25 protein-coding genes are annotated in these 26,773 nt (G+C 32.3%); 1 reads left to right on the forward strand and 24 read right to left on the reverse strand.

The genetic code is table 11. The annotated features are described in order from the left end of the window. Positions 1 to 117 precede the first annotated feature (117 nt). The 20 genes from ACWJJ2_RS10810 to ACWJJ2_RS10905 all read right to left on the reverse strand — a co-directional run bounded on the left by ACWJJ2_RS10810 (position 118) and on the right by ACWJJ2_RS10905 (position 21,216). Positions 118 to 1,296 (reverse strand): acetyl-CoA C-acetyltransferase, encoded by a 1,179-nt coding sequence (locus tag ACWJJ2_RS10810; RefSeq protein WP_216302203.1) that lies wholly within the window; start codon positions 1,294 to 1,296, stop codon positions 118 to 120. Between the two features lie 59 nt (positions 1,297 to 1,355). Then, positions 1,356 to 1,508, reverse strand: coding sequence for a hypothetical protein (locus tag ACWJJ2_RS10815; protein ID WP_216302204.1), 153 nt, complete (start codon positions 1,506 to 1,508; stop codon positions 1,356 to 1,358). Between the two features lie 176 nt (positions 1,509 to 1,684). After that, positions 1,685 to 3,397 carry a sigma-54 interaction domain-containing protein gene (locus tag ACWJJ2_RS10820; RefSeq protein WP_462953246.1) on the reverse strand — a complete coding sequence of 571 codons (1,713 nt, stop codon included), beginning with the start codon at positions 3,395 to 3,397 and terminating at the stop codon, positions 1,685 to 1,687. 223 nt (positions 3,398 to 3,620) lie between these two features. Continuing rightward, entirely contained in the window at positions 3,621 to 4,829 is a 1,209-nt protein-coding gene (gene gltS / locus ACWJJ2_RS10825) for a sodium/glutamate symporter (RefSeq protein ID WP_216302206.1), read from the reverse strand. 453 nt (positions 4,830 to 5,282) lie between these two features. Then, complete coding sequence (gltS, locus tag ACWJJ2_RS10830; RefSeq protein ID WP_462953247.1) at positions 5,283 to 6,491, reverse strand: sodium/glutamate symporter; 1,209 nt, start codon at positions 6,489 to 6,491, stop codon at positions 5,283 to 5,285. A gap of 154 nt (positions 6,492 to 6,645) precedes the next feature. After that, the gene (locus ACWJJ2_RS10835) at positions 6,646 to 7,515 is read right to left on the reverse strand and encodes a response regulator (protein WP_216302208.1); all 870 of its coding nucleotides are present in this window, start codon (positions 7,513 to 7,515) and stop codon (positions 6,646 to 6,648) included. A gap of 2 nt (positions 7,516 to 7,517) precedes the next feature. After that, positions 7,518 to 8,756 (reverse strand): ATP-binding protein, encoded by a 1,239-nt coding sequence (locus ACWJJ2_RS10840; protein WP_216302209.1) that lies wholly within the window; start codon positions 8,754 to 8,756, stop codon positions 7,518 to 7,520. Positions 8,757 to 8,789: 33 nt separating this feature from the next. Further along, positions 8,790 to 9,665 (reverse strand): triphosphoribosyl-dephospho-CoA synthase CitG, encoded by an 876-nt coding sequence (citG, locus tag ACWJJ2_RS10845; protein ID WP_216302210.1) that lies wholly within the window; start codon positions 9,663 to 9,665, stop codon positions 8,790 to 8,792. Continuing rightward, positions 9,658 to 10,167 (reverse strand): citrate lyase holo-[acyl-carrier protein] synthase, encoded by a 510-nt coding sequence (citX, locus tag ACWJJ2_RS10850; RefSeq protein WP_216302211.1) that lies wholly within the window; start codon positions 10,165 to 10,167, stop codon positions 9,658 to 9,660. The genes citG and citX overlap by 8 nt, the downstream gene beginning before the upstream one ends. A gap of 7 nt (positions 10,168 to 10,174) precedes the next feature. Continuing rightward, positions 10,175 to 11,218: a [citrate (pro-3S)-lyase] ligase gene (citC, locus tag ACWJJ2_RS10855; protein WP_216302212.1), complete on the reverse strand. Its 1,044-nt coding sequence runs from the start codon at positions 11,216 to 11,218 to the stop codon at positions 10,175 to 10,177. A 168-nt stretch (positions 11,219 to 11,386) separates the two neighbouring features. Next, the gene (gene citF / locus ACWJJ2_RS10860) at positions 11,387 to 12,925 is read right to left on the reverse strand and encodes a citrate lyase subunit alpha (protein WP_216302213.1); all 1,539 of its coding nucleotides are present in this window, start codon (positions 12,923 to 12,925) and stop codon (positions 11,387 to 11,389) included. 49 nt (positions 12,926 to 12,974) lie between these two features. Beyond that, positions 12,975 to 13,847, reverse strand: coding sequence for an HpcH/HpaI aldolase/citrate lyase family protein (locus ACWJJ2_RS10865; protein ID WP_216302214.1), 873 nt, complete (start codon positions 13,845 to 13,847; stop codon positions 12,975 to 12,977). A gap of 12 nt (positions 13,848 to 13,859) precedes the next feature. After that, complete coding sequence (gene citD, locus ACWJJ2_RS10870) at positions 13,860 to 14,123, reverse strand: citrate lyase acyl carrier protein (protein ID WP_220286993.1); 264 nt, start codon at positions 14,121 to 14,123, stop codon at positions 13,860 to 13,862. A 32-nt stretch (positions 14,124 to 14,155) separates the two neighbouring features. Beyond that, positions 14,156 to 14,713 carry a Fe-S-containing hydro-lyase gene (locus tag ACWJJ2_RS10875; RefSeq protein ID WP_216302216.1) on the reverse strand — a complete coding sequence of 186 codons (558 nt, stop codon included), beginning with the start codon at positions 14,711 to 14,713 and terminating at the stop codon, positions 14,156 to 14,158. A 24-nt stretch (positions 14,714 to 14,737) separates the two neighbouring features. Continuing rightward, the gene (locus ACWJJ2_RS10880) at positions 14,738 to 15,580 is read right to left on the reverse strand and encodes a fumarate hydratase (RefSeq protein WP_216302217.1); all 843 of its coding nucleotides are present in this window, start codon (positions 15,578 to 15,580) and stop codon (positions 14,738 to 14,740) included. A gap of 91 nt (positions 15,581 to 15,671) precedes the next feature. Beyond that, the gene (locus ACWJJ2_RS10885; protein ID WP_216302218.1) at positions 15,672 to 16,913 is read right to left on the reverse strand and encodes a methylaspartate ammonia-lyase; all 1,242 of its coding nucleotides are present in this window, start codon (positions 16,911 to 16,913) and stop codon (positions 15,672 to 15,674) included. A 56-nt stretch (positions 16,914 to 16,969) separates the two neighbouring features. Then, entirely contained in the window at positions 16,970 to 18,427 is a 1,458-nt protein-coding gene (locus tag ACWJJ2_RS10890) for a methylaspartate mutase subunit E (RefSeq protein ID WP_216302219.1), read from the reverse strand. Between the two features lie 20 nt (positions 18,428 to 18,447). Next, on the reverse strand, positions 18,448 to 19,842 hold the full coding sequence (glmL, locus tag ACWJJ2_RS10895) for a methylaspartate mutase accessory protein GlmL (RefSeq protein WP_216302220.1): 1,395 nt from the start codon (positions 19,840 to 19,842) through the stop codon (positions 18,448 to 18,450). 20 nt (positions 19,843 to 19,862) lie between these two features. Next, positions 19,863 to 20,276, reverse strand: coding sequence for a methylaspartate mutase subunit S (glmS, locus tag ACWJJ2_RS10900; RefSeq protein ID WP_216302221.1), 414 nt, complete (start codon positions 20,274 to 20,276; stop codon positions 19,863 to 19,865). Positions 20,277 to 20,310: 34 nt separating this feature from the next. After that, on the reverse strand, positions 20,311 to 21,216 hold the full coding sequence (locus ACWJJ2_RS10905) for a GntR family transcriptional regulator (protein WP_165414724.1): 906 nt from the start codon (positions 21,214 to 21,216) through the stop codon (positions 20,311 to 20,313). Positions 21,217 to 21,588: 372 nt separating this feature from the next. Between ACWJJ2_RS10905 and ACWJJ2_RS10910 the strand changes: the two genes are divergently transcribed. After that, positions 21,589 to 22,032: a DUF2383 domain-containing protein gene (locus ACWJJ2_RS10910; RefSeq protein WP_216302222.1), complete on the forward strand. Its 444-nt coding sequence runs from the start codon at positions 21,589 to 21,591 to the stop codon at positions 22,030 to 22,032. A gap of 151 nt (positions 22,033 to 22,183) precedes the next feature. On the opposite strand, the gene ACWJJ2_RS10915 is transcribed toward ACWJJ2_RS10910, so the two are convergent. The 4 genes from ACWJJ2_RS10915 to ACWJJ2_RS10930 all read right to left on the reverse strand — a co-directional run bounded on the left by ACWJJ2_RS10915 (position 22,184) and on the right by ACWJJ2_RS10930 (position 26,684). Beyond that, entirely contained in the window at positions 22,184 to 22,540 is a 357-nt protein-coding gene (locus tag ACWJJ2_RS10915) for a NifB/NifX family molybdenum-iron cluster-binding protein (protein WP_165414307.1), read from the reverse strand. Positions 22,541 to 22,557: 17 nt separating this feature from the next. Beyond that, positions 22,558 to 23,385: an Mrp/NBP35 family ATP-binding protein gene (locus ACWJJ2_RS10920; RefSeq protein ID WP_216302223.1), complete on the reverse strand. Its 828-nt coding sequence runs from the start codon at positions 23,383 to 23,385 to the stop codon at positions 22,558 to 22,560. Between the two features lie 112 nt (positions 23,386 to 23,497). Continuing rightward, a complete protein-coding gene (locus ACWJJ2_RS10925; protein WP_165414309.1) occupies positions 23,498 to 23,950 on the reverse strand; it encodes a DUF134 domain-containing protein in 453 nt (150 codons plus the stop codon). Positions 23,951 to 24,203: 253 nt separating this feature from the next. Then, positions 24,204 to 26,684: a CoA-disulfide reductase gene (locus tag ACWJJ2_RS10930; protein WP_216302224.1), complete on the reverse strand. Its 2,481-nt coding sequence runs from the start codon at positions 26,682 to 26,684 to the stop codon at positions 24,204 to 24,206. Positions 26,685 to 26,773: the final 89 nt, after the last annotated feature.

A 26,773-nucleotide genomic window follows, 5' to 3' on the forward strand; every position in this document is an offset into this window, starting at 1 on the left:
ATCAAAATTTTAAATTAAATCCTTACTTAATTAATATTCTGAATATTAATTAATAATTACTTTATTTTCTATCAACTAAAAAAGGACCAGCATTTTTTTGCTGATCCTTTTTTGCTATTATCTTTGAACGATAATCGCAGTTCCTTGACCGCCACCTATACATAATGTAGCAAGTCCTGTTTTAGAATCTCTTTTTATCATTTCATATATTAATGTAATAAGTATTCTTCCACCTGAAGCTCCTACTGGATGTCCAAGTGCTATAGCCCCACCATTAACATTTACTATTTCTGGATTTAAGCCTAAATCTTTAGCTACAGCTAATGATTGAGATGCAAAAGCTTCGTTAGCTTCTATTAAATCTAAATCAGCTACGGTCATTCCTGCTTTTTGTAATGCTTTTTTACTTGCTGGAACTGGACCATATCCCATTATTTTCGGATCTACTCCACCTGATGCATAAGATTTTATTGTAACTAGAGGTTTAAGTCCTAATTGATCTGCTTTAGCCCTTGACATTACTACAAACATAACTGCACCGTCATTTATTCCTGATGCATTAGCTGCTGTTACAGTACCGTCTTTTTTAAATGCTGGTTTTAATTTTCTTAATTTTTCTATAGTTGAACCAAATTTCGGGAATTCATCTGTATCAAATGTTATTGGGTCGCCCTTTCTTTGAGGGATTACCACTGGAACGATTTCGTCTTTGAATTTACCTTCTTTTATAGCTTTTTCAGCTTTTAATTGACTTTTCAAAGCAAATTGATCTTGATCTTCTCTAGTTATGTTCCACTTTTCTGCAATATTTTCTGCTGTAACTCCCATATGATAGTCATTAAACGCATCCCATAGAGCGTCTTTAATCATAGTATCAACTACTTTTCCGTCTCCCATTCTTGCACCCCATCTATTGTTTGGTAGTGCATATGGAGCGTTGCTCATGCTTTCAGTTCCGCCTGCTAAAACTACTTCCGCATCTCCACACATTATAAATTGTGCTGCCATGCTTACAGCTCTAAGTCCTGATCCACAAACCTTATTTATTGTAAGTGCTGAAGCCTCATCTGGAATGCCTGCATGTATTGATATTTGTCTTGCAACATTCTGTCCAAGTCCTGCTTGTATTACATTACCAATAACAACTTCTTCTACAAGTTCTGGTTTAATTCCTGCTCTTTTTATAGCCTCTTTAGCTGCAACAGTTCCCATTTCTACAGCTGATACTTTTGATAATCCTCCACCAAAAGATCCTATTGCTGTTCTTGCTGCTCCTACAATTACTACTTCTCTCATATTATAACCCTCCGTTTATTTATTTCTCTAGTATATTATTACCACATAATAGGAATTTATTATATGCTTTTGTTTTTTCCTATATATTTATTACTAGCAATTTCCATGCCAAGTGTGCACAATCTTACAACTCTTACTATACCAACCTCTGCCAATTTTTTAAAACAAATTATAACTACGACTGTAAACTTAGTTAACACTAATAACCCCATACACTTACCCATCTTGAGCTTGTTAATATTATAACCTATTTGTTAAAAAAATCACTAAAAGTATTTTCAACGTATTGATACACCTAAGCATATAATTTTTTTAACAATCCCCATTTATACCACAGCAACTATTTTTAATATAAAAACAACACATGTAACCATAGTTTACATGTGTACTATTGTAGATTTGCTAATTTCATTAAATTATACCTGTTTAATTTCTTATACAATCCGGCCCTACTAAGTCCCAATATTTTTGCAGTTTCTTTTTTATTCCCTCCTGTTTTTTTTATACATTCCATGATAAGGTCTTGTTCAATAGTTTCAACAACATCTTTTAAATAATTATTTTCTAATGAATATTTTTTCACTTTACCATTAATTATCTTTTCTGGCAAATGTCTTGGCATTATAGAAATATCTGTATCAAGTAGGTTTATAGCTCTTTCTATTACATTTTCAAGTTGTCTTATATTTCCCGGCCAGTTATAAGATTTCAAACAATCAATAGCCTCCCTTGAAATGCCCTCCGAGTAGATATTATATTTTTTACATATTTTTACCCTTAATGCATTAGACAATTCATCAATGTCTTCTACTCTTTCTCTTAATGAGGGTAATTTTAAATGCATAACATCCAACCTATAATACAAATCTTCTCTAAACTTTCCATCTTTAATTAACTGTTCTAATGACTTATTAGTTGACGCAATAATTCTTATGTCAACTTTGATAGCATCATTTCCGCCAACCCTAACTAATTCTTTTTCTTGAATAACTCTTAGGAGTTTAACTTGCATATTCATAGGCATATCACCAATTTCATCTAATAAGACTGTCCCGCCATTTGCATGTTCAAACTTGCCTTTCTTACCTGATCTTTTAGCACCAGTAAAAGCGCCTTCTTCATAACCAAACATTTCCGACTCAAAAAGCTGTGCTGGAATAGCTCCACAATTAATTTTTATAAAAGGCTTTTGGCATCTTCTACTAGCATTATGAATGGAGTGAGCGAAGAGTTCTTTACCCGTTCCACTTTCACCAGTAATTAAAACGTTTGAATCTATCTTAGCTACTCTTCTGGCGAGTTTCATTACCTCGCGGCTTTTAACACTATTGCCTATAATGTTTTCAAAAGTATATATTGCTTTCTGATCTGTGCTTAATTCATTTTTACAATATTCAGCATCTTTTTGTGAATTGTTTATCTTATTACTTAATATTTTAAAATTGTCTAAATCTTTAAACATTATTTTCCCAATGGCCCCTACAATTTTACCATCTTTCTTTATAGGAACTCTTATCGAAATTATCTTATGTCCATTAGTTTCTTGAATTTCTCCAAACTCTTGTTTACCAGTCTTCGCTATTATATGTAATTTTGTATTTTCTATAACATCAGTTACATGTTTTCCCTCTGGATTTTCGCAATTAATAAATTCTTTATATTCATCGCTCATCATAGTTATTATTCCATTTTGATCTACTACAACTACACATTCTTTTACAGCATTAAAAATTGTATTCAAAATATTTTCGTCTATTCTTTCATTTCTTTGTGAATTCATTAATATCTTATTTTCCGTTTTTTTACTAAATATTTGGAGTGCACCTATGACTTCGCCATTTTGGGTTATTACTTTACGGGTTATAATAAATTTACCCTCTTTTATATTTAATTGTTCTTCTCTATTTTCAATTATACTTAATAATTCACCATAAGGAAATATTTTTAAAATATGTTTCCCTATGCTACTTTCTGCATTAACCTTCAACATTTTTTCAGCAGCATTATTAATGATTTTTATGATGCCTTTCTTATCTATAACAATAACACCTTCATTAATAGTGCATATAACCTGGTTATAATAATCATTAATTGTACCCATTTGTCACCTTCCCTTAAGCTTATAACACAATTATAAAGTCCATAGTTTTTTTTATCAAGATATAATTAAAATAGCGAGATTTTTTCTCGCTATTTATGATTATTAGCTTATTTTTTAACTATTATATTATTCTTTCACTAAAAAAAGTATGTATTTTAAGTAATACATACTTTCCTTCTGAAATGTCGCTAAAGTATAGAATTTGTAAGATTAAAAGTGTTTATTATTTAATAAAGAAATTCATAAACGTCGTAATGATTCCAACGTTAACAAAATCTACAAATAAACCTCCCACTAATGGTACAACAAAGAATGCACGTTCAGCATGACCAAATTTTAATGTCATAGCGCTCATGTTCGCCATTGCATTTGGTGTAGCTCCCATACCAAATCCACACTGTCCACAAGCCATTACCGCTGCATCATAATCTCTTCCCATAACCTTAAAAGTTACGAAATATGCAAATAACGCCATTAGAATTGTCTGAGCAAATAACATTATGACTAGAGGTAAAGCTAAATCTGCTAATTCCCATAGCTTTAATCCCATTAATGCCATAGATAAGAATAAAGATAATGAAATGCCTCCTATAACATCAATTTCATCTAAATGGACCTTATAAGCCTTTGTAGCATCCGCTATATTTCTTAAAACTGCGGCCGCCAACATACCACCTATATATCCCGGAAAAGCAAATCCTGTTTTTTCAAAAAGACTAGATATAATTGTACCTATTCCCATAGCTAACAAAATCTGAGATGCTGCACTCATAAAATTGTCAGGTATCATTGGTTTTTTAGTGTCTTCATTGGATACTGTTACATCTTTAGAAGTTTTTGAATTAACCGTTTTCATAGGATATGAAAGATTATTTTTTTCAAGTAATTTTTTACCTATAGGTCCTCCAATCATGCTGCCCATAACTAGTCCAAATGTCGCTGATGCCAATGCTACTGTTGTGGCACCTGCTATACCTTTTGCTTCAAATAATGGACCAAAAGCAGCTGATGTTCCATGTCCACCTACCATAGGGACAGAACCAGTACAAAGACCTATAATTGGACTTAATCCAAATATCTTAGCAAGTGTAACCCCTGTAATATCTTGAAGAATTATAAGTACTGTAGTTATTGCTAAAAAAATTAAAACTTGTTTTCCACCCTTTTTTAATAATTGAAGACTTGCTGTAAACCCAATGGTTGTAAAGAATGCCGTCATAAATACTGCTTGAAGCGTTATATCCATATCAAAAGTCAATATGTTAGTTACTTTTAGTATTAAAGTAAGAAATACAAAGAGTAATCCACCAATAACCGGTGCTGGAATACAATACTTATCTAAAAATGTTAACTTGTTTTTGGTTTTTTGTCCTATAAATAAAACGATAACTGCTAATGCTACTGCTTGAATCATGTCTAATTTTATAACCATTTTTATCCTCCTTGTATTATATCATATTATATTATAGTATATATGATAATTATAATAAGCTTATACAGATAAAAACGCAATGCTACAAAATACTTCTTTTTAAAAATTAAATTTTCAGACTTTTATGTTTTTTCTTAACCAAGCAATATGCATTAAATAATTATGTCTATAATAATGTAGTATGTCCTATAAAATCCTTTTGATGTATGTGACAGTGTTAAAATATCTAGTGTATATGCTTGTACACCAATTGTTCTTTTACATATAAATTATCCCATAAAAACACTTCCACTATATGTAATCTTATGTTTCATAAGTCTCTGTTATGCTCTTATAATGCAATAAAAAATAGCGAGATTTTTTCTCGCTATTTTTTTGATTATTATATTAGGAACACTCAAGTAAATAAGCTTAGTTTCCAAAATTATTTAATATGTACAATTTAAATATCTATTATTTCACAAAAAAATTCATAAACATTGTAATTACTCCAGCATTACAAAAATCTATAAATAAACTTCCAACTAACGGAACTATAAAAAACGCTCTTGGAGCAATCCCATATTTTGCTGTCATAGCCCCCATGTTTGCCATTGCATTTGGTGTAGCGCCCATACCAAATCCACAATTACCAGAGGCCATTACCGCTGCATCATAATCTCTTCCCATAACATTAAACGTTATGAAATATACAAATAACCCCATTAAAATGGTCTGAGCAAATAACATTACTATTAGAGGTAAAGCCAAATCTGCTAATTGCCATAATTTCAATCCCATTAACGCCATAGATAAGAATAAAGATAATGAAATACCCCCTATGACATCGATTTCATCTATATGGATTCTATATGCATTTGTAGAATCAGATATATTTCTAAGAATTGCAGCTGCAAACATAGCACCAATGTATGGTGGAAAAGTTATCCCTGTTTTTTCTAGAAGTGTTGATATAATTGTACCTAGACCCATAGCTAATAAAATTTGAGATACAGCTCCCATAAACTTCTCGGGAATTAGATGTTTTACAGTGTCTTCTTTGGTTGTTGCTGCCTCTTCATGCACCTTTGAATTAACCGTTTTCATAGGATATGAAAGATTATTTTTTTCAATTAATTTTTTCCCTATAGGCCCTCCAATAACGCTGCCCATAATTAAGCCAAAGGTTGCTGATGCCATTGCTACCGTGGTAGCACCTACTGCACCTGCTTTTTCAAATATTGGACCAAAGGCACCTGCAGTTCCATGTCCACCTACCATAGGTACTGATGCCGTTGAAAGACCTATAAGTGGATTTAGACCAAACATCTTAGCAAGTGCAACTCCTGTAATATCTTGAAGAACTACAATTACGACGGATAATCCTAAAAAAATAAAAACTCCTTTTCCACCTTTTTTTAGTAATTTAAGACTTGCAGTAAACCCAATAGTTGTAAAGAACGCTGTCATAAATAATTTTTGTAGCGTTATATCCATATCAAAAACCAATATATTACTTACTTTTAGTAGCAATGTGATTATTGCAAAAATCAATCCTCCGATCACTGGTGCTGGTATGCAATACTTTTCTAAAAAAGTCAACTTGTTTTTAATTTTTTGTCCTGTAAATAGAACGATAACTGCCACTGCCACTGCTTGAATCATATCTAATTTAAAATTCATTTCTTGTACCTCCTGATAATGTTTTTGTTATATACTATATATTATAAGCAAATTATACAAATAACTACACAAAACTACGAACTCTTGCACAAATAAATTAACTTTTTATATTATTAGTATTTTTTTGTTATCTATAGGACTATGTTTTGAATACTTATGAGCTTAATTTGGTAATAATGCTTTCAATAAATTTTTTTGTATTTATTTTGCCGGGCTCATTTGTATCATTGTTTATATGTCTCATTTCCTGCCTTACTTGCTTGAAGTCAAATAATAATGTGCTATATTCCATAAAAATACTACTACTATAATCATCACAACCGATCTCTGCTATAGTTTTTAAGGCCTTTTGAATAGTTCTCCTAATCCTCTGTTCTAATGCCTTTTTATTTATGTTTACATCTCCATATTCCTCCTGTGCGATTTCACTGTATATTTTTTGTAGCTGATATGTAGATGATGGATTCCTTTTTTTAAAATCTATTATTTTATGTATAATTTTTATTAGCTCATTACTCCCTACAGCACCTGTAATACCTATATCAGCAAAAATATTAGTTATTTGATCATCCAAAAATAATTCCTTTGTTATACTTTTATCATTATTTAAGCTTGATACTGCACTTTTTATAAGTGCTAACGAATTTTCAAGCTCAATATTATGACATATCCCTCTTATAACATTAGTAACTTCTATACTGTTTATAGGTTTACTTATAAAAAAAATTATTCCATTTTCATAGGCTTTTGATACCAATAACTCATCCTCAACTTGAGATATCATAATAAACTTACCATTATACCCTTTCTTCTTAGCATCCTTAATTATTTCAATTCCATCCATTGTAGGTAACAAAAAATCAATAAGCACTATATCCGGGCTATAGAATATAATGTCTTGCGCAGCATCTTCACCACTATCTATTTCACAAATAACTTTTCCAAGGTTATTTTTCTTTATTAAAAGGCCTAGCATTTTTCTAATATTAACATCGTCATCAATAATCAAAAAACTTTTTCCCACAGTTATCCTCCATTCAATGAGTTCTTAGGTATTTTCAATATAAATGTAGTACCCGTCACTCTATCTGATTTTACCTCTATATCTCCTCCTAAGTCTTCAATAATATTTTTCACATGTGAAAGTCCGATACCCGTAGATGCTTTTCCTGTTATATTATCATACTTTGTAGTAAACCCTGGATTAAAAATATAAGGAAGAATCTCTTCATCAATTCCATTCCCTGTATCAGTTACTTCAAAATATATATTACCTTCATCTTCTTTTTCAGATATTTTAATGAACCCTTCATTTTCACAGTCATCTATACTGTTAATTATTAAATTATTAAGAATAATAAATAAATTATAATAAGCCCTAATAGTAAAATCATTTTTAAACTGGAATTCTATTATTATTTCTTTATTGCCTTCTTTTATATATCTGCTTGTATTATCATTAATAATAGTAAAAATACTTGAGAGTGTCATTTCATCTTGATTTTCAAAATTATCTATAAGTGATTCAAATCCTTTTAAAATTCTATAATGATCTTTTTTTATTTCATGTACCTCTCTTGCGATGTCCAACGTTTTTTCTCTTAAATCATCATTATACTTGTAAGTCTCATATAAACAATAGCTTTTTGACATCACCTTTTCAATATCTTTCATAGACTTCTTTAAATAAAACATTTCTGCATGTATATTCGAAATTAATAAATTGAGCTCTGTATATCTCTTCTGATGTTCACTATTTATGATAAATAATTTTTGTTTAATATAAGTGAGGTAAACAAGGTAAGATAAAACCGCCCTAATAAATCCTACCAAAAATATGATTCTTATAATATATAAATTAATGCCATTTCGCATAATAGCTTCAAATATGTTACTTATCGAATCTATTAATGTTAATAATAAAATTGTATTAACTATACGGTCTTTATATTTTCTAACTTTAGTAATATTAATAAAAGCACCATAGATTAAATAATATACTAGCGAAGGAAAATTAGAAGCTATTATATCTATAATTCCATACTGTGATAATACTATTCCAAAAATATTCCTCATTACGAATATTAGTGAGCCAGATAAAAACGCCATTCTCAATTCTGACATATCGTCCATTATAAGTATACTTAAGTTGAAAATAATTACCCCTACTGAAAATTTTAGTTGACTTTCTAATGGGTAAAAATATATTTCTGCGAATAGAGATACAATTAATGATATGACGATATATTTCTTTGTCTTTAGCATATACCCCTCCAAACAGGTAAATATTGTAATCAATTACGAGATTCTGTTAAGACTCAAATATTCCTCTACAGAATTAAAGAATACAGTTACGGCTAGCAAATCTGCTGATCCTCCTGGACTTATGTTGTTTTTTATAAATTCTTTGTCCAATTCTTCTACTGCCGCTTTACCACTTTCTGTAGCCATTCCACCTAAAGAGATTATATGAATTGCCTTTTCCTTTACTTCTTTTAACGTATCCATTGAATGTCTGTGAAGAACATTCGAATCCTCGCAATGTTGCATGATGGATATGAGGGTATGTATTAACCGACTATTTAATTTTTGAGCTTTATTTTCCTTATATACTCCAAGAGAATAATCAAAAACTAGAGGAATGCCTCTCTCTACTTGCCCTCTTATTCCTTCTACATTATATTTTAAAAATAATTTTTCTCCATAGCTTGTGACTTTATCTTTATTCATATAAAATAATTCATCCTGAACAAGCCCTCTAGTCATTTGCTTTATTATATTTTGAATTTCCTCAAAATTTTTCTTATCATACATCACTTTGGTCACGGCTGCACAACTTATACCTAAAAGAAAAATCATACCTTTATGAGTGTTTACACCCTTGGTAGCCTTAAACATCTCTTTTTCGGCTTCTATTCCTATATTTCGAATAGCCTTAAATATTTCTTTGGGAGTTCTCTTTGAATATCCTTCCTGCGCAAACAATACCATATACTTACTTAGAGCCGAGGTGCTTTTAATAAAAGAATAGTGATCCATATCTATATGAGCCCCTTTTGATATAGATGACACTAACCCAGGTGACGGATATGCCGCCACTTCACATAGCATTGCTTCAATTGCGTACCCTGCTATAACAAACGCTTCATGGGATATTAAATATTTATTATTCATAAAATTTCTCCCCATATTCTGCAAATCTACTTTTAATAAATTCTTCAACTTCATCGAAGTTGTGTTTTTTGCTTCTTACACAATTATGAGCTACGTCTTCACAGATATAGCATTTTCTCATATCTAACCCGAAATCCCTTCTACTAATACTTCTACCTTTTTCATCATATACATCTAAGTCTACACATCTTCCTAAAATGTGATTATCTTCTAAATTAAGTGTCATCGATTTAATGTCCCTTGCTTTCTTATTTATGCACATAATCACAATGGGACCTTCTGCAGTTGTAACTATTTTTTTATAATTAATAGAATCAGAAAGCATTTTACAAATTATTTGATCCATAATCACAGTTATTTCTTGTGAATAATGATTATCCTTGTTTATGCCTGGATAGTTAACCCTAACAACCAATATTGGCATTTTGTATCTCTTCACTAGTTCTTCTTGATATTCAATTCTTTTTTCTCTTGCTAGCAATATATCTTCTGCTGTATACATATCGTAATTAATGCGGAGAATCGCTGAGCCTTATTTTCCGCATTATCTCCTTTCCTACCAAAGTATTTAAAAATTCCCACGTTGAACTAGGTACTATATGTTCAATATGGCTTATTTTGTCTTCCTTAATTAATTTTCTAACCTTTGAGGCACTGATAATATCTCCCATAAGCGCTTTTCTTTTTACCTCTACAACTTCTACCCCATAGGTGGGTAGTATTTCCTTTAAAGCCTCATTATAAGCGTTTGTAACGATGCAATAAGGCTCTTTCCCTATAAATCTCTTAGTTATATTTAGAGTTTCACAAAAATATTTTCCAAAAATTGATGCATCGAGTGTTGTATATGCCTTTAGTATTACATCTTCTTTTCTTAAAAAATAGGATGGAAAAGTAGCTTCCGAAATAATATATTCTCCCCCTTTAATCACCCGTACATTATGTAAATGGGAAACACCTTCTTTAACCATAGCATATCTATAGATAAATGGGAATGAAGATTTATCTTCTTCAACTATAAATACCAGGACTTCTGTGCTTTGCCTCGCAGCCTCTTCTATTAAATACTTATGTCCTAATGTGAATGGATTACAATTCATAACTATCGCTGACTTCTGAATATCTGCATCTATATCGTATTCCTCTTGCATATCATTTAAATACTTTTTTATATCATATATCCCACTTTCAAGTAGAGCTACATTTTCTATTTTATGCACAAGTTTGTACCCAAGCGACGTAAATATATCTGTGTTTTCTACCTTAGTAAATATAAAACTATGATAAATTCCTTCCTCAAAAAGCTTATCCGATAATGTTCCCATCAATATAGCGGATACCCCTTCTCCTCTTAAATCATCTGAAACTGCAAAACATTTAAATACATTTTTCGACTTAGAGCAAGTGGCTTTAATCTCTTCATTTTTTCTAATAACAATGGTATAATCCACATTATCATCAAGTAGTAGTCCAAATGTTTGCAAAAAATCTTTTACTTTCTTTACCTCATCTTCATCCTTTAGATTAATTCTTTCAGCGTTAAATCCATACATAGAAATCCTCCTTATGAAAGCTTCTGGTCCCCCCGAAGATATATTATCGCTACACTCTATTATATCTTTATTATGCGATAAAATCCAATATATATAGGTTTACCATTGCAACGTTTAATATAAATAAAATAAAGCTGAAAATAATTATTTTCAGCTTTATTTTATGCATTATAGTGGTCTTCTAACCACATCAATTACCGAACCATCTCTATATTCTATAACTGCAACTATTTCCTGCGAAAGTTCAATTGCTTTTGGTTTACCTGTCATTTTTTCAGCTATTGCTTTCATCTCTTCAATCGTCATTATAGGAAGATTAGTTTTCTTTAATTTCTCAATTATGTCCGTCCTCTTTGGATTAACGGCTATTCCTCTTTCTGTTACAATAACATCAATACTTTCTCCTGGAGTTGTTACCGTAGTTACACTATCCTTTATAATTGGAAGTCTTGCCTTCGTTAATTGTGTAACAATTATTGTAAGCTTAGCTCCTGCTGCTGTATCACTATGGCCCCCAGAACCACCCATGATAGCCCCATCTGAACCAGTGGTTACATTAACATTAAAATTTGTGTCTATTTCTGTAGCACCTAATATGACTATGTCTAGGTTATTTACAACTGCACCTTTGTTATCTGGATTTCCATACATGGAAGCAGACATTCTTTGATGTTTATGAGTACTTACATAAGATTGTATTGCTTGCAAATCAAAACACTGCACATCAAATAATGATCTAAATAATCCTTCTTTAAACATATCTACAAGATATCCAGTTATTCCACCTGACGCAAAGCTACCAACTATACCATTCTCTTTCATATACTTTCTTAATTCTGCAGCTACAGCTAAAGAAATCCCACCTGCGCCTGTTTGAAATGACATTTCATTTTTAACAAGCCCTGACGCAACCATAACATCACTTGCCATTTTAGCTATTTTAAGCCCCACTGGATCCTTAGTGATTTTTGTAGTACCTGATACTATTCCAGCTGGATCACCAATGGAATCTACCTTTAGAATATAATCTGTATATATTTGACTTATTTCTATAGGGCAAGTAGGGTAAGGTACCAAATTATCTGTTATTGCCACTACCTTATCTGCACACTGCGCATCTGATACTGCATAACCTAGGGCTCCGCAGGCTGATTTTCCATACAATCCATTAATGTTTCCATATGTGTCTGCTGTAGGTGCTGCAATGAAAGCTACGTCTATGTGCAAATCTCCACTTTCTATTGCTCTAGCACGTCCACCATGGGTATGCATTATAACTGGTGTTTTTAATATTCCTCTGGAAATTTCTTGTGCCACAGGACCTGACATATAATTAGTCACTATTTTAGTAATTACACCGTTTTTTATGTGCCCAATTAAAGGCACATTGTTTGGGAACAGAGAGCTTGCTGCTAAGGTAATATTCTTTATTCCTCTTTCTGCAATAGCATCCACCACCAAATTTAATACATGATCTCCATTTCTTAAATGATGATGGAATGAAATTGTCATACCATCTTTTAATGAAACCTTCTCTAAAACTTCCTCTATACTACTTAAAACTTTTTCGTCACTAGGAGTTACAGAGTTTACTTTTACTTCTTTTTTCATTTTAATGCCAACATGTTTAAATGCACCTTCGAAAGGGGTTACTTTTCCATAACCTTCTATATATTCCGGTATTTCTCTACCTAGTATATTTTTCATTACTATCACCTCAATTAACTAATCCACTAAAGTAGCTTAAAAAAAGCTTTTATATAAGGCCTAAAAGCTTTGCTAATTCTACTGTGTTTTTAGCTCTATTTATAACTGGAGCATCTACCATTTTCCCATCTAGGGAAAATACTCCTTTTCCTTCTTTTTCTGCTTCTTCCATAGCCTCTAGGACTCTTTTGGCGTATTTTACTTCTTCTGAAGTTGGAGCGTATACAGAATGAATGGTATCAATCTGTCTTGGATTTATTGCTGCTTTACCTGTGAATCCTAGGCTTTTAGCTTTAAACGTATCTTTTGATAATCCCTCAAAATCGTTAGTATCTGTAAATGGAGTATCAATAGAATCCACCTTCATTGCCCTACATGCAATTGCTACTCGATTCCTTGCATAGAAAACTTCTTCTCCTTCTTTGGTTCTTTTTATACCTAAATCTGAAGTTAAGTCCTCTCCTCCAAGTAAAACAGCTACTATCCTATCACAAGATTTTATTATGTTATAAACATTTTCAACTCCATAGGCTGTTTCCACTATTGGAATTAGCTTTATACTTCCCTTTGCAAAACATTCCTGCGCTTCTATGTTTGTAAGTATTTCATTTATAGCCTTTAGTTCTTCTTCTGTAGCTTTCGGTATCATCAATGTATCTGGTTTAACTCTTGCAATTATATCAATATCCTTTTGTGCAAATTCAGTAGAAAATGGATTTACCCTAACTACCACTTCTACATTACTATAATCTACATTTTTTATTGCTTCGCTTACCAAAATTCTAGCACTGTCTTTTTCTGTTATACTTACAGCATCCTCTAAATCTAATATAATTGAGTCTGCGCCTAAAATTCCTGCGTCCTGAAGCATCGCTGGAGTATTACCAGGCATAAATAGCATAGTTCTTCTCAACCTTTTCATATACATCACCTCTTATTGAGCTCTTTTTATAGCTGTTTCTATTCTAGCTTTTATTGTATAGTTTAATGCACCTTTATCTTGAGCATTTACTATAATATTTTCTACTTTTAATCCCTTAAGTGTATCTAGTATTACTCTTTCTATTTCTTCCCCAAACTGTTTCATAACAATACTTTGAAGATTTATTTCAATACCGCCCTTAGGGTTTGGCATAAGCATTACATATATATCGTTAGATTCCATTGTTCCGGCTTTTGCTGGTTTATTAATTTCCATGGTATCACCTCACACTATAACTTAAATCAAATTTATTTTACACTTTCCAAATAAGCATTTTGTCCTTGTTTATATAGATCGTTACCTTCACTATCTATTACTACAACTATAGGTAAATCCTCTACCTCAAGTCTTCTTATAGCTTCAGAACCTAAATCCTCATAGGTTACTATTTCTGCTTTTTTTACACATTTACCTATTAGAGCCGCTGTTCCACCAATGGCTGCAAAATATACAGCACCATTTTTAATCATAGAGTCCACAACCTCTTGTGATCTTAATCCCTTACCTATCATTCCCTTTAATCCTTTTTCTAAAAGCTTTGGTGTGTAAGCATCCATTCTATAGCTTGTAGTTGGCCCTGCTGATCCAAGGGCCCTTCCAGGCTTTGCTGGAGTTGGTCCAACATAATATATGACCGCATCTTTAATATCCATCGGAAGTTTTTCTCCCTTATCTATAAGATCCACGAGTCTTGCATGAGCTGCATCCCTAGCGGTATATACAACACCAGATAATAGCACACTATCTCCTGCCTTTAAAGCTTTAACCTTATCTTCTGTAAGTGGCGTAGTTATTCTTTTCTCCATAACATTTCCCTCCCCTTATCCTTATTATAACTCTTTACTCGCATGTCTTGCCGCATGGCAGTTTATATTTACCGCAACTGGTAGACCCGCTATATGAGTTGGATAAGTTTCAATATTAACAGCTAATGCGGTAGTTCTTCCACCAAAACCTTGAGGTCCTATACCAAGCTTATTTATTTCCTGCGTAAGCTCTTTTTCAAGTTCTGCATAGAAAGGATTTGAGTTTGCCTCTTCAGTAGGTCTAATCGCTGCTCTTTTAGCAAGATTAGCTGCCTTATCAAAAGTGCCACCTAATCCTATACCTACAACTATTGGTGGACATGGGTTAGGACCAGCTTCTTTTACTACTTTTAGAATAAATTCCTTAACCCCTTTAAGACCATCTGAAGGTTTTAGCATTTTAATCTGGCTCATATTTTCTGAGCCAAAGCCCTTTGGAGCTACAGTTATTTTAAACTTATCTCCTGGAACTATATCATAATATATAACTGCTGGAGTGTTATCTTTTGTATTTACTCTGTCTATTGGGTCTTTAACTACTGACTTTCTTAAAAATCCATCTTCATATCCTGCGGCTACGCCTTTATTAATAGATTCGTAAAGGCTGCCTCCTACTATATGAACATCTTGACCAATTTCTATGAACACACAAGTCATCCCTGTATCTTGACACATTGGCATTTTTTCATTTTTAGCTATATCTACATTTATTAAAATCTTATCTAAAACACCTTTAGCTATATCCCAAGTTTCCTCTTCTCTAGCCTTTGTTAATTTGTTTCTCATATCATCAGAAAGATAGTAATTAGCATCTATACATAAATTTCTTACGGTTTTTGTTATTTCAGCTACATTTATTTCTTTCATTGTTATTCTCCTTTTTAATTCAACATCTAATATTGGAAAAGGCAGTTTAAATAAACCGCCTTTTCCAATTACCCCTCATTCATTATTCTTCTTATTTTTTTCTATTAACTAAAGCTACAACTCTATTCATTTCATTGTTAACTATCATGTAACCTTCATCTACACCCATACCTGGTTTTGCTAAGCATTGATCTGCTCCACAAGCAATAGCTATGTTTGTGCAAACTTCTGCAGATCTGTTAGTTTCGTTACATGTTCCACCACAGTATGCTCCACGGCCCTGCTTTTTGCAGTATAGTATTGATTCAATTATGTTGTTAACTCCACCTAAGTCTGGAGTTTTTATTTGAAGCATGTGGCCCGCTTTCTTATCAGCAAATAACACTACGTCTTCATATGTGTTACACCATTCGTCTGCAACTAGTTCCACATTAATTTTTCTATTATCAAGTTCTGCTGTTAATCCAGCTAACGATTCAACTTGTCTTTCTCTATGCTCAACATCCATAGGTCCTTCTATCCTTAACTTGAATGGTTTTGCAGCTTCTTCGAGTGTTGCTATATAATCTGCCATAGCTTTTATATCATTATTAAAAGCTAGTCCTATTGTTCCATATACATCTATGTGGAATATTGGATTATAACTCTCGCTAGTTCTTATTTTTAATACTCTATTTTTTAACCATTCAACATAAGCGAGTAATTTTTCACCCTTAAGCCCTAATTTCTCTTCTACGTTATTTATAAGTGCGTGAGGCATTACGTCTGCACCTTTTATTATCATTTTATCTGCACTTGCATATCTATCATCACCTGATTGTGTGAAAATATCAATTCTCTTGATATCTACTCCAGTTTTGTATTCGTCGCGTACAATCTCTGCCATAGTTACTTTTTTAGCTTTTGCGACAGCATCTAGAATAGCTTGAGTTATTCCGTATCTCATTGCTGTATGAAGCCTTTTACCATTAACTAACATGTGATCAAACTCTTCTGCGAGTGATTTAAAGCTTTCTAATTCTCTACCTATTAATTTTGGTGCTATTTCTTTTTCTATAATTGGTATAAAATCTTTTGCAAGGAATAATGGATCTCTTCCACCGGCTCCTGAATATTGTACTGCTGCACAGTCTCCGTAAGCTACTTGACCATCTTCAAGTATAATCATTACTGATATTGACTCTCCAGCTTGTCTAATTGATGTAAATCCTTCTGTCACTGGCGCACCTACATATGTAAATCCATCATGGTCTGCACCTTTTTTTATAGCTCTTTGGTCGTCAAAATAAAATCCTGTTCTTCCTGTTGAACACACTACATCAATAATTTTCATAATATACACCTGTCCTTCTATAAATTTTTTTTTGTAACTTTGATTCATCTATACATTTATTTATTCTGTGGTCTTCCTATAAGTACACCTTTTCCTACTGCAAATATATCATCTATAGTCATTTGAAAGCTTATATCCCTGTTTTCAAATTTTGCTCTATCTTCAAGTTTTTTCATATTGAAATTTTTCAATTCTTGTGTAAATGGTAGATTCCCAAATTTCAGGTATCTTATCGCTCCATTATTATCTCTTGCAGGCATCATTTTACCAGCATTATATTTACTTGGTGCAAATGGTACATCAATAATTCCCATTTCAAATCCTTTAACTGTCGCTATAGCTAAATCGCCTTTTCCGATTTCATACATCTTATCTAACATACACTTTGTTTCAGCCTTTATTACTTCTATCTCTGTTTGCAACTCTTTAGACATAGGCATCCTTTGGCCTTTTAATAAGTTTAAAGCCATCTTTGTACATCTTATTCCCATAGCATTAGCTTCTTTAGTAGGAATTCCTATAGCCTCATGAGGAGTTTTAACTATTACTTTTGTTGCTCCTGCAAGTGCTGCCGTTGCAGCTCCCGTAGCTATAACTCCAAAAGCTTTCGCTTCATCTTCAGGGAAGCCTCCCATCCATTGATGTAATACCGTGGTTAAATATATATCTTTATATCCATTAGCTTTTAAGTATTCGTCGCATTGCTCTTCTAATGCTCTTATAGCTGCAACATCCTGTATTAAATTTCCGCACTGACCATATCCAACTGTAATGTTTTTAACTCCTTGCTCTGCAGCAAGTAAAGCTTCAATTATTGCAATTGCATTTGACGTACTAGGTGGCACTAAAGTTCCTGTTAATGGTCCAAAAGGCTCTCTATTAAATGAGACTCCTTGTTCTTCATAAAACCCAACAAGTCTATCACAATATTGCCAATCTAAAACTGATTTTGCTAAAGTTACATTTTTAGCATATGGAATATTGTAAGAAATACCGCCTCCTTCATTTGAAGTCCAACCTGAAGCATGAGTGATTTCAGCTAATAATCTTCCATCTGGAGTTCCGTGTCTTGCTTGCAATGGAGAATTTACAGCTTCAAAAACTTTTCTACCACCTTTAACTCCATGATTAACTCCTGGGAATCCGTTTAGTAAAGATCTTCCCGCCTTTAAACTTTCTTGTATTCCAATTTCACATTCATCATATCTATTCAGTCTTGTATAACTATCTATTGTAGTTGGTAGTAAATCTGCTCCGCCTTGTTCCTCTAAGTGTTTTAATAATTCGATATGCTTATCAATTAACGCAACACCTGCTCTTGGTTGCGCGAGTGTTACTCCTTCTTCTTTAGCTTTTATTAATTTTTTTGCAAAGTCTTTATGCTCTGGGATTCTCTTGTTATATTCTACAGCTTCTTTTAAATCTACCTCTTTACCTGTTGGCCATTGACTTACTACTTCTTTTCTAACCTCAAAGAACTCTTCATCCGTCCATTTTTTATTTCTTAATTCCACTGAAATTACCTCCTAATTAATTATACTTTTACTAAATACTTTTTCATGATTCTAACAGCTTTGTCTGGGTAATCTTGAGACAATAATCCCATTGCAGATAATATATAAGTTTTATCAATCAAATACATTGCATCCCGCGGCTTTAAATACGTTGGATTCTCTGCACTAAAGGCTCCCGCTTTTAAAATTTCTTGTGGATTATCACTATGTATTAATGCTCCACCTGTACCTATCATATACTTTACTTCCATAAGATCTTTTCCTGTTTGAGTGTACATAGCTCCCATAGGAGTGTTTGTGTGTTCCACAGTACCTACATGTCTTTCCATAGATATATCTGTGGCTACTTTCGCCATAGCCTCATCAAATTCTATTTCTTCCTTAGTTGTAGGAACCATTTTTATATGCTCTATTCTATATTTACAATTTGCTTCAATATCAATTTTTCTTTCTGTGTCCCCTAAGTACTTTCTGATTTTTCTGCTACCGGCCGCTTCCCTCAAAGAAACTGCAGAGTATCTCATACCAAGGTCACCTTCAACAGTTCTTTTTGCAAAAGGTTCTTCTAGGCCTCTTATTGAAACGCCAGACTTTGTAGGTTCTCCCTCTGCTATAGAATGTACATCCGTTGTTGCTCCACCAATGTCGATAATTATTAAATCTCCTAGACCTTTTTCTTCATCACTGCCTTCACTAAGTATCGTAGCTGCCTTTAAAACGGCCGCTGGTGTTGGCATTAAAATGCCCTTCACTAAATCTTCTGCATTACTTAGCCCTTTAGCGTCAATAATTTTTTCCATAAAGACTTTTCTAATTTCTTCTCTAGCCGGCTCTACATTTAGTTTACTCAAAGTTGGCATTACATTTTTAGTAATGCTAAAATACATTTTAGCGTCAGTGAGTATTTGTCTTATTTCATCACTTGCTACTTTATTCCCAGCTACTACTATTGGTAATTTAACTCCATTGTCAGCTAACATTTTTGCATTGTGTATAATGCATTCCTTATTGCCACCATTAGTTCCACCTGCAAGAAGTATTATATCTAAGTCTGAATTTTTAATTTCTTCAATTTCAGTCAATGTTAATTCATAGCTATATACTTTTAATACTCTAGCTCCAGCTCCAAGTGCTGCTCTTTTAGCAGCTTCTGCAGTTAGATCTGGCACTAGTCCAATGGCTATCATCTTAAGGCCTCCCGCGGCTGAGGAGCATGCTAATTTATTAATAAGATTAACATTTTTGTCTTTTAATATTGGTTCTATTTTTGCATAGGCTTTTTCATAACCGATCATTATATTGTCTTCAATTGTCGTTATGTCCTTAGCCGTAGCAATTATTTCTTCTTTTGCTATATCTACAACAGTTAATTTCGTATATGTACTTCCAAAATCTACAAGCAAATATGCATCCACTTATATCACTCCTATTGATTTTATAATATTTTCAAATCTTCTTTTAAATCATGTATTGTTGTTTCGAGTGTTGTTCCTGGTGGATATATTCTATCAAATCCCATTGCACTAAATCTACTGTGCACATCTTCCCAATTTTGTTTTCCTACAACTATATTTCCGCCTACAGTAAGTAATATACCCTTTAATCCTGCTTCATCACATTGTTCCCTCATGCCTCTGCAATCGATTTCTCCTTGTCCATAAAGAGAAGATACTATTATGGCATCTGCATTAGTTTCAACAGCTGCATTTATAAAATCTTCTTGTGGTGAAAGCACTCCTATGTTTATAACATTAAACCCTGCTTCCGTTAAAGCATAATCTAAAATCTTATTACCAACCGCGTGACAATCTGAACCTATTACTCCTAAAATTAAAGTCTTTTTTTCCATTTTTTAAAAGCCTCCTAAATAATTTTTTAACACATTATTTTTTGAACTTTATTTCAATAATCTTTGACTTAAGCGCTTTTACTGAACCCTCATCTAGACTATATAGAAATTCAATTATTTCCTTATTGCTGGGATTTTTACTTTTAACATCTTTATATCTGCCTGGTGATACTATCATCACATCTGATTCTCGAATTATATCTTTAAGTTCATTATCATCAGTAGTATTTGAGAATTTTATATTGGCATCAGCTAATCCTGCCTTTTCTAAAGCTCCTTTTATTTTAAAAATAAATTCTTCAGAGATACATACAAATCCAAATTTTGTATTCTCACCATATCTAGCTATTTTAACTATTGGTTCTAAATTTGGAGTAATTGCAACACCTAAAATCTCCTTATTAAGCCCCTCAGTTAAATTTGTAACTTCATTAATGTGATTAAATGTGGTTATTATAAACTCAGCACTTTCAATCTTATCTTTAGTTAGCTTGTCCATCTTTCGTAAATCATTTACCATTAAGAACATTACATCCATATTACTATTTTTACTAAGTTGCTTACTAAACATCTTAGCTTGTTCTATGTTGCACTCTATATATATTGCTATTACTTTATCCATTATTTGTTTTTTTTCATTTACCCTTTGATTTACTAAATCTAGAAATTCTTCTGGTTTCATTCCAATTTCTAAAGCTTCCTCTAATCCTAAATCAATGAATTTCATTATTTTATTTTCAATATCGAGATTTTCCCAAGATATAGATTCTTCAACTACGAAAGTTCCCTTTCCTTGATAGGATTTTAACGCCCCATCTTGTTCCAAGTCGTTATATGCAGTGCTTACAGTGTTTCTACTTACTTTTAATCTCGCAGACAATTCTCTTTCTGTAGGCATTTTTCTTCCAACCTTAAGAGTTCCTTTTTTTATTTCATCCATAATTTGTTTTTTAACTTGAATATAAAGTGGTATTCCATTTTTTTTGTTTATTTCGATATTAATAAAAATTCCTCCTAAAGCATATTGGATTAATGGACTAATCCATTACAAGATTTATTATACTATATGGACCAATCCACTTCAATCGCTGTTTTACGAGCATTTAGTTGCGTTTTCCGTATTTTAGAGCAATTAGACACAATTATCTAACTTGTTCTTAGATTTAATACTATTTCCATGTAAACGTAACACTATTCGTCTGTAAACGTAATAAAATACTATATCTAACTTTTTATATAATATATTCTTATTTCTATTTTTTTTAATAAGCATGATCTATTTGGGCAAAATAAATGTTAAGGAGTTGATAATATGAATAGTGAAAACATTAAAAATTTGAATTCTATTCTGGAAGGCGAATACATGGCTGTTAACAGTTTTGATGACCTAATTGAGCATGCTAATGATGCTAATACCAAAAGTGAACTACAAAAAATACAACAAATTCATAAGCAACATACCACCCAAATTTCTACTAAAATACACGATCTTGGTGGTAATCCATCAAATGGTATAGGAATCCAAGGTGTCGTAGCAGAAACTATATCAAATATAAAACATATTGGCACTACTGATACTGCTAGTTATCTTAAAGAAGCAGTCCAAGGAGAATACATGGGAATAAAATTTGTTAATGAATTACTTGCTGGTAGTGATGCTCCTAACAACTTTGAACTATTAAACACTATCATAACCGAATATCAAAATAATATTAATTCAATAAATAATCTTATTAATACTTCAAACGATGTATAGTAATATTCCAAAAAAATAAAATTGGCCTAATATACACTTAGTCCAATATTTCATATTAATAATATAATAGCAGAATTTAATTAGACTTTTTAAAATGACTTCTGCATTTTTTAGTAAATAACAATAGGAGCACAATTGTGCTCCTTTTTCTTTATTGGTGATGATGTTCACCGTGATGATTACATACTACATTTTTATCTTCTAACGTTCCATTAATATATTCCTCAATAACCTTTTTATATTCTCCAGATGCTCCTTTTATCACTTCAAGGCCATTCTGCTGTAGACCGCTAATTGCTCCCCCACCAATTCCTCCAGTAATAACTACTGTAGCTCCGTGCTTTGTAAGTAGGTCTGCCAAGCCTTGATGCTGATGTGCAAGCTCTACTGCAGATATTTCTTCAATGTTTACTATCTTTTTGTCCTCTACTGTCGCAATTACGAAACTTTTGCTCATTCCAAAATGTTGATTTACCATACTGCCATTACTAGGTATTGCTATTTTCATATCGTTCACCTCCATTTCTATTTTTTTATATTATTAATAATTTTATTAATAATATTTTCAGCTATTTCTGATAATTCAGGATTTAGGTTGTATTCTCCCTTGTTAGAAATATTAACAATTTCTCTACACATCGGAATTTCACCAAGCAAATCTAGGTCATTTTTATTTAAGAATTCATCTATGTTATCTGATTCAAAGATTTTTATTTTCTCACTGCATCCTGGACAAATAATATAACTCATATTTTCTATTAATCCTAATATATTTATATTAAGTTTACGGGCCATATTGATTGCTTTCCCAACAATCATAGACACTAAATCCTGTGGCGTTGAAATCATTACTATACCTGTAATTGGTATTGATTGCATTACCGTCAAAGCAACATCTCCTGTGCCAGGAGGCATATCTATAATTAAATAATCAAGCTCTCCCCATATAACGTCAGTCCAAAACTGCTTAACAACCCCAGAAATTGCGGGCCCCCTCCAAATAACTGGATCCTCTTCATTCTCCACAAGAAAGTTCATTGAAATAACATCAATACCCTCAACTGTTCTAACTGGTATAATACCCGCTTCACTCATTACAGGTTTAACATCTTTAATACCTAACAACCTTGGTATACTTGGGCCTGTAATATCCGAATCCATAAGACCGACCTTATAACCTTTTTTATTAAGTTCATGCGCAATAAGCGCAGATATTGTTGATTTACCCACGCCGCCTTTACCACTCATGACGCCGATAATGTTTTTAACTTTGTTTAATGGATTGTTTTCTATGCTACATGTATCTTTATTATCACACTCACCATTTGATGGGCAACTTTTACAATCAGCCATGCATTATCACCTCGCTTTTTATTTGTCATATGCCATTTATATTATAATACTATTATTTATTGTTGTCAAATGCCAATAAACATAGATTTGTTTTAAGTAAAAACTTATAAAACTATTTATCATCTGTTGTCTGTTTATTACATTGTCCATGACAAAAACTGCTTCTTTTATTACAAGTAACTTGCTGCGAAGCACATGATGGACAAATTTTTCTATCTTCCTCATACTTTATTTCATAGGTATAACCGCAGGATGCACATTTGAATTGACATATATTCCTCGTATAGTTTCCACCACTTATATTTATTGCTTTTCCCTCTATTAAAGCTATAGCAATCTTTTTTCGTGCGCTATCAATTATATTTTGAAAAGTTTGTCTTGAAACTAGCATTCTCTTTGCACATTCTTCCTGATTTAGTTCTTCAACATCTTTAAGCCTCATGGCTTCAAACTCTTCAACCTTTATAATTATTTCTTCAATTTCACATTTCCTTCTACCTGCAGGTACAAAGTATGTATATTGCGGTAAATTTTCCACCCTTCTATCCTTAACTGGTCTTGCCATTAATATTCTCCTTATTTCATATACTTTTTTAAGTTCTTAAATGTTCTTAATTGGTGGCATATGCTAATAAATTTTACATCCTTTTGCCATTAATGTCAAACAGCAATATTTAATATATATTTTTTTCTTAACATGTTGAAGATACAATTAAAATACGAATATTTATAGGTTGAAATTACAATTAGTATAATTAAAAAAAGTATGATCATAAAAATAAAATGTATCTTATATGATAGACACTTTTTATATATTATTAAATAAATAGATTTACATTTGAATCTTCAGTTTGGCCTAGGTAATAACCAACTCCACCAATTTTCACTCCATCAATAAGTTCTTCCTTTGTAATTCCCATAACATCCATGGACATTGAGCAGGCTACCACTTCCACTCCACTATCAATCGCTGATTTTATTAAGTCCTCAAGAGAACTTATATTTTTATTCTTCATTACTGATCGAATCATTTTAGCTCCAATTCCCATCATGTTCATTTGTGAAAGTTTAAGTTTCTTACTTCCTCTTGGCATCATAACTCCAAACATTGAATCTATTAAACCTTTTTTTACAGATACTTTTTCAGGTTTCCGTATGATGTTAAGACCCCAGAAGGTAAATAAAATAGTAACTTTACTCCCCATTGCAACTGCTCCATTTGCGATAATAAATGCCGCAATAGCTTTGTCTAAATCACCACTAAAAACTACCATTGTTTTATTATTTTTTTCCACTATATCTGAGGAACATGATTTATTTATTTTTGTAAGATTATTATTGTTTTTTTTTATAAATGCGTAAACCATACCTTTTTCTTTTCTTAAATCTATTAATTCATTATTTGTTTTATTACACCAAGATTTAATGTCCTCATAAAATCCAGGGTCAGTTGCTGTTACTTTTAATATTTGATCTTCATTTAAATCGTCAATGCTAGCTTTAACTTGAATTAGCGGTCCAGGACAACATAGTCCACAAGCATCGAGAGTTTTATCATAATTATCAACGCTTATAGCCACTTCATCCTTTATAACTTGAGTATCTGGATCTAAACTCTGATTTTTGGGTATATCCCTAATTTTAGCTTTATTTGGTTTAAAATTTAAACTTGAAGCTGATTTATATCCCCCAGTTAAGTTTTTAACCTTAAATTGTTTTTGAGCTAAAATTCTTGCAGCTACGTATCCTCTTAATCCTACCTGACAATACTCAATAATTTCTTTGTTTGTGTCAAGTTCACCAATTCTTTCTCTTAAACTATCTACAGGAATATTTATAGCGCCTTCAATATGTCCATTATTAAATTCCATTTCGGTACGAACATCTAATACCGTAACATTTTCTTTATCGTAGTCTATAAACTGATCTGTGGTTAATACATCCACTCTTCCTGCTAACACATTTTCAGCGACAAAACCGGCCATATTTACTGGATCCTTAGCAGATGAGAAAGGTGGTGCATATGAAAGTTCTAATTCAGTTAAATCAGTTACTGTTCCACCAAGTCTAATAACTGTAGCAAGTACATCTATTCTCTTGTCCACTCCATCGTAACCTACACCTTGAGCTCCGAGTATTTTACCTTCATCATTAAAAATAAGTTTTAATGTCATTGAAAGGGCTGCTGGATAATAGGAAGCATGACTTGCAGGGTGTACAAATATAACTTTATAAGGGATATTAAGTCTTGTTAAAGTTCTTTCATTATTGCCTGTACTTGCGGCTGTTAAACCAAATACCTTTATAATTGAAGTACCCTGAGTTCCCTTATATGTAGTTTTTAAACCAGCTATATTATCGGCTGCTATTCTACCTTGCTTATTTGCAGGACCAGCTAGTGGTATTGCAGTATTTGTTTTGTTTATAAAATCTACAACTTCAATAGCATCACCTACTGCAAATACTCCCTCTGCACTAGTTTCCATTTTATTATTTACTAATATATGACCCTTAGGGCCTACTTTAATACCAGCTTCTTTCGCAAATCCAGTATCAGGGAATACGCCTATTGCCAATATAATCATATCAGCGCTTAATTTTGCACCACTATTTAAAGCTATTTCAACACCATCTTCAGTATCTTTAAAGGCTTTAACTTCATCATTCAAAATTATTTCTACACCGTTATCTGAAATTTCTTTTTCGACGGTTACAACAATATCCGTGTCAAAAGGAGCCATTATATGAGGTGCTGCTTCTACTAGAGTAACCTTAAGACCTCTTTCTTTTAAGTTTTCAGCCATTTCCACACCAACATATCCTCCACCAATAACTACCGCACTATTAATACCTTTTTTATCCACATATGTTTTAATGTTATCAGTATCTGGTATATTTCTTAAAGTAAATATTCTTTTATTGTTTATACCTTCTATATTAGGTTTAATTGCTTTTGCTCCTGGTGATAACACTAAATAATCATAACTTTCTTCATAAGTGCCTTTAGCCTTACTATTAACTGTTACAACCTTTTTGCCCGTGTTAATGGAAGTTACCTCACTGTTATTTCTTACATCTATGTTAAATCTAGCTTTCATACTCTCAGGTGTTTGTACTAAAAGCTTATCTCTTTCTTTTATTACCTCACCAATATAATAAGGTAGCCCACAATTTGCAAAAGAAATGTATTCATCTCTCTCAAACATAATTATTTCTGCATTTTCATCTAGTCGTCGTAACCTTGCGGCGGCTGAAGCTCCACCAGCTACGCCACCTACAATTAATATTTTTTTTATCACAAATATCCCCCTCTTATTCTTTTAATTGGTTTACTAACTTTATTATTATTTCATCTTTAATTTTATACTTAACATCATGTGGATATTAT

The sequence above is a fragment of the Clostridium sp. CM039 genome (assembly GCF_055081075.1).

Coding starts and splice junctions, on each gene's coding strand:
- ACWJJ2_RS10810 (WP_216302203.1), bottom strand. CDS start 1,296: ATGAGAGAAGTAGTAATTGTAGGAGCAGCAAGAACAGCAATAGGATCT.
- ACWJJ2_RS10815 (WP_216302204.1), bottom strand. CDS start 1,508: ATGGGGTTATTAGTGTTAACTAAGTTTACAGTCGTAGTTATAATTTGT.
- ACWJJ2_RS10820 (WP_462953246.1), bottom strand. CDS start 3,397: ATGGGTACAATTAATGATTATTATAACCAGGTTATATGCACTATTAAT.
- gltS (WP_216302206.1), bottom strand. CDS start 4,829: ATGGTTATAAAATTAGACATGATTCAAGCAGTAGCATTAGCAGTTATC.
- gltS (WP_462953247.1), bottom strand. CDS start 6,491: ATGAATTTTAAATTAGATATGATTCAAGCAGTGGCAGTGGCAGTTATC.
- ACWJJ2_RS10840 (WP_216302209.1), bottom strand. CDS start 8,756: ATGCTAAAGACAAAGAAATATATCGTCATATCATTAATTGTATCTCTA.
- citG (WP_216302210.1), bottom strand. CDS start 9,665: ATGAATAATAAATATTTAATATCCCATGAAGCGTTTGTTATAGCAGGG.
- citX (WP_216302211.1), bottom strand. CDS start 10,167: ATGTATACAGCAGAAGATATATTGCTAGCAAGAGAAAAAAGAATTGAA.
- citC (WP_216302212.1), bottom strand. CDS start 11,218: ATGTATGGATTTAACGCTGAAAGAATTAATCTAAAGGATGAAGATGAG.
- citF (WP_216302213.1), bottom strand. CDS start 12,925: ATGAAAAATATACTAGGTAGAGAAATACCGGAATATATAGAAGGTTAT.
- ACWJJ2_RS10865 (WP_216302214.1), bottom strand. CDS start 13,847: ATGAAAAGGTTGAGAAGAACTATGCTATTTATGCCTGGTAATACTCCA.
- citD (WP_220286993.1), bottom strand. CDS start 14,123: ATGGAAATTAATAAACCAGCAAAAGCCGGAACAATGGAATCTAACGAT.
- ACWJJ2_RS10875 (WP_216302216.1), bottom strand. CDS start 14,713: ATGGAGAAAAGAATAACTACGCCACTTACAGAAGATAAGGTTAAAGCT.
- ACWJJ2_RS10880 (WP_216302217.1), bottom strand. CDS start 15,580: ATGAAAGAAATAAATGTAGCTGAAATAACAAAAACCGTAAGAAATTTA.
- ACWJJ2_RS10885 (WP_216302218.1), bottom strand. CDS start 16,913: ATGAAAATTATTGATGTAGTGTGTTCAACAGGAAGAACAGGATTTTAT.
- glmS (WP_216302221.1), bottom strand. CDS start 20,276: ATGGAAAAAAAGACTTTAATTTTAGGAGTAATAGGTTCAGATTGTCAC.
- ACWJJ2_RS10905 (WP_165414724.1), bottom strand. CDS start 21,216: ATGGATGAAATAAAAAAAGGAACTCTTAAGGTTGGAAGAAAAATGCCT.
- ACWJJ2_RS10910 (WP_216302222.1), top strand. CDS start 21,589: ATGAATAGTGAAAACATTAAAAATTTGAATTCTATTCTGGAAGGCGAA.
- ACWJJ2_RS10915 (WP_165414307.1), bottom strand. CDS start 22,540: ATGAAAATAGCAATACCTAGTAATGGCAGTATGGTAAATCAACATTTT.
- ACWJJ2_RS10920 (WP_216302223.1), bottom strand. CDS start 23,385: ATGGCTGATTGTAAAAGTTGCCCATCAAATGGTGAGTGTGATAATAAA.
- ACWJJ2_RS10925 (WP_165414309.1), bottom strand. CDS start 23,950: ATGGCAAGACCAGTTAAGGATAGAAGGGTGGAAAATTTACCGCAATAT.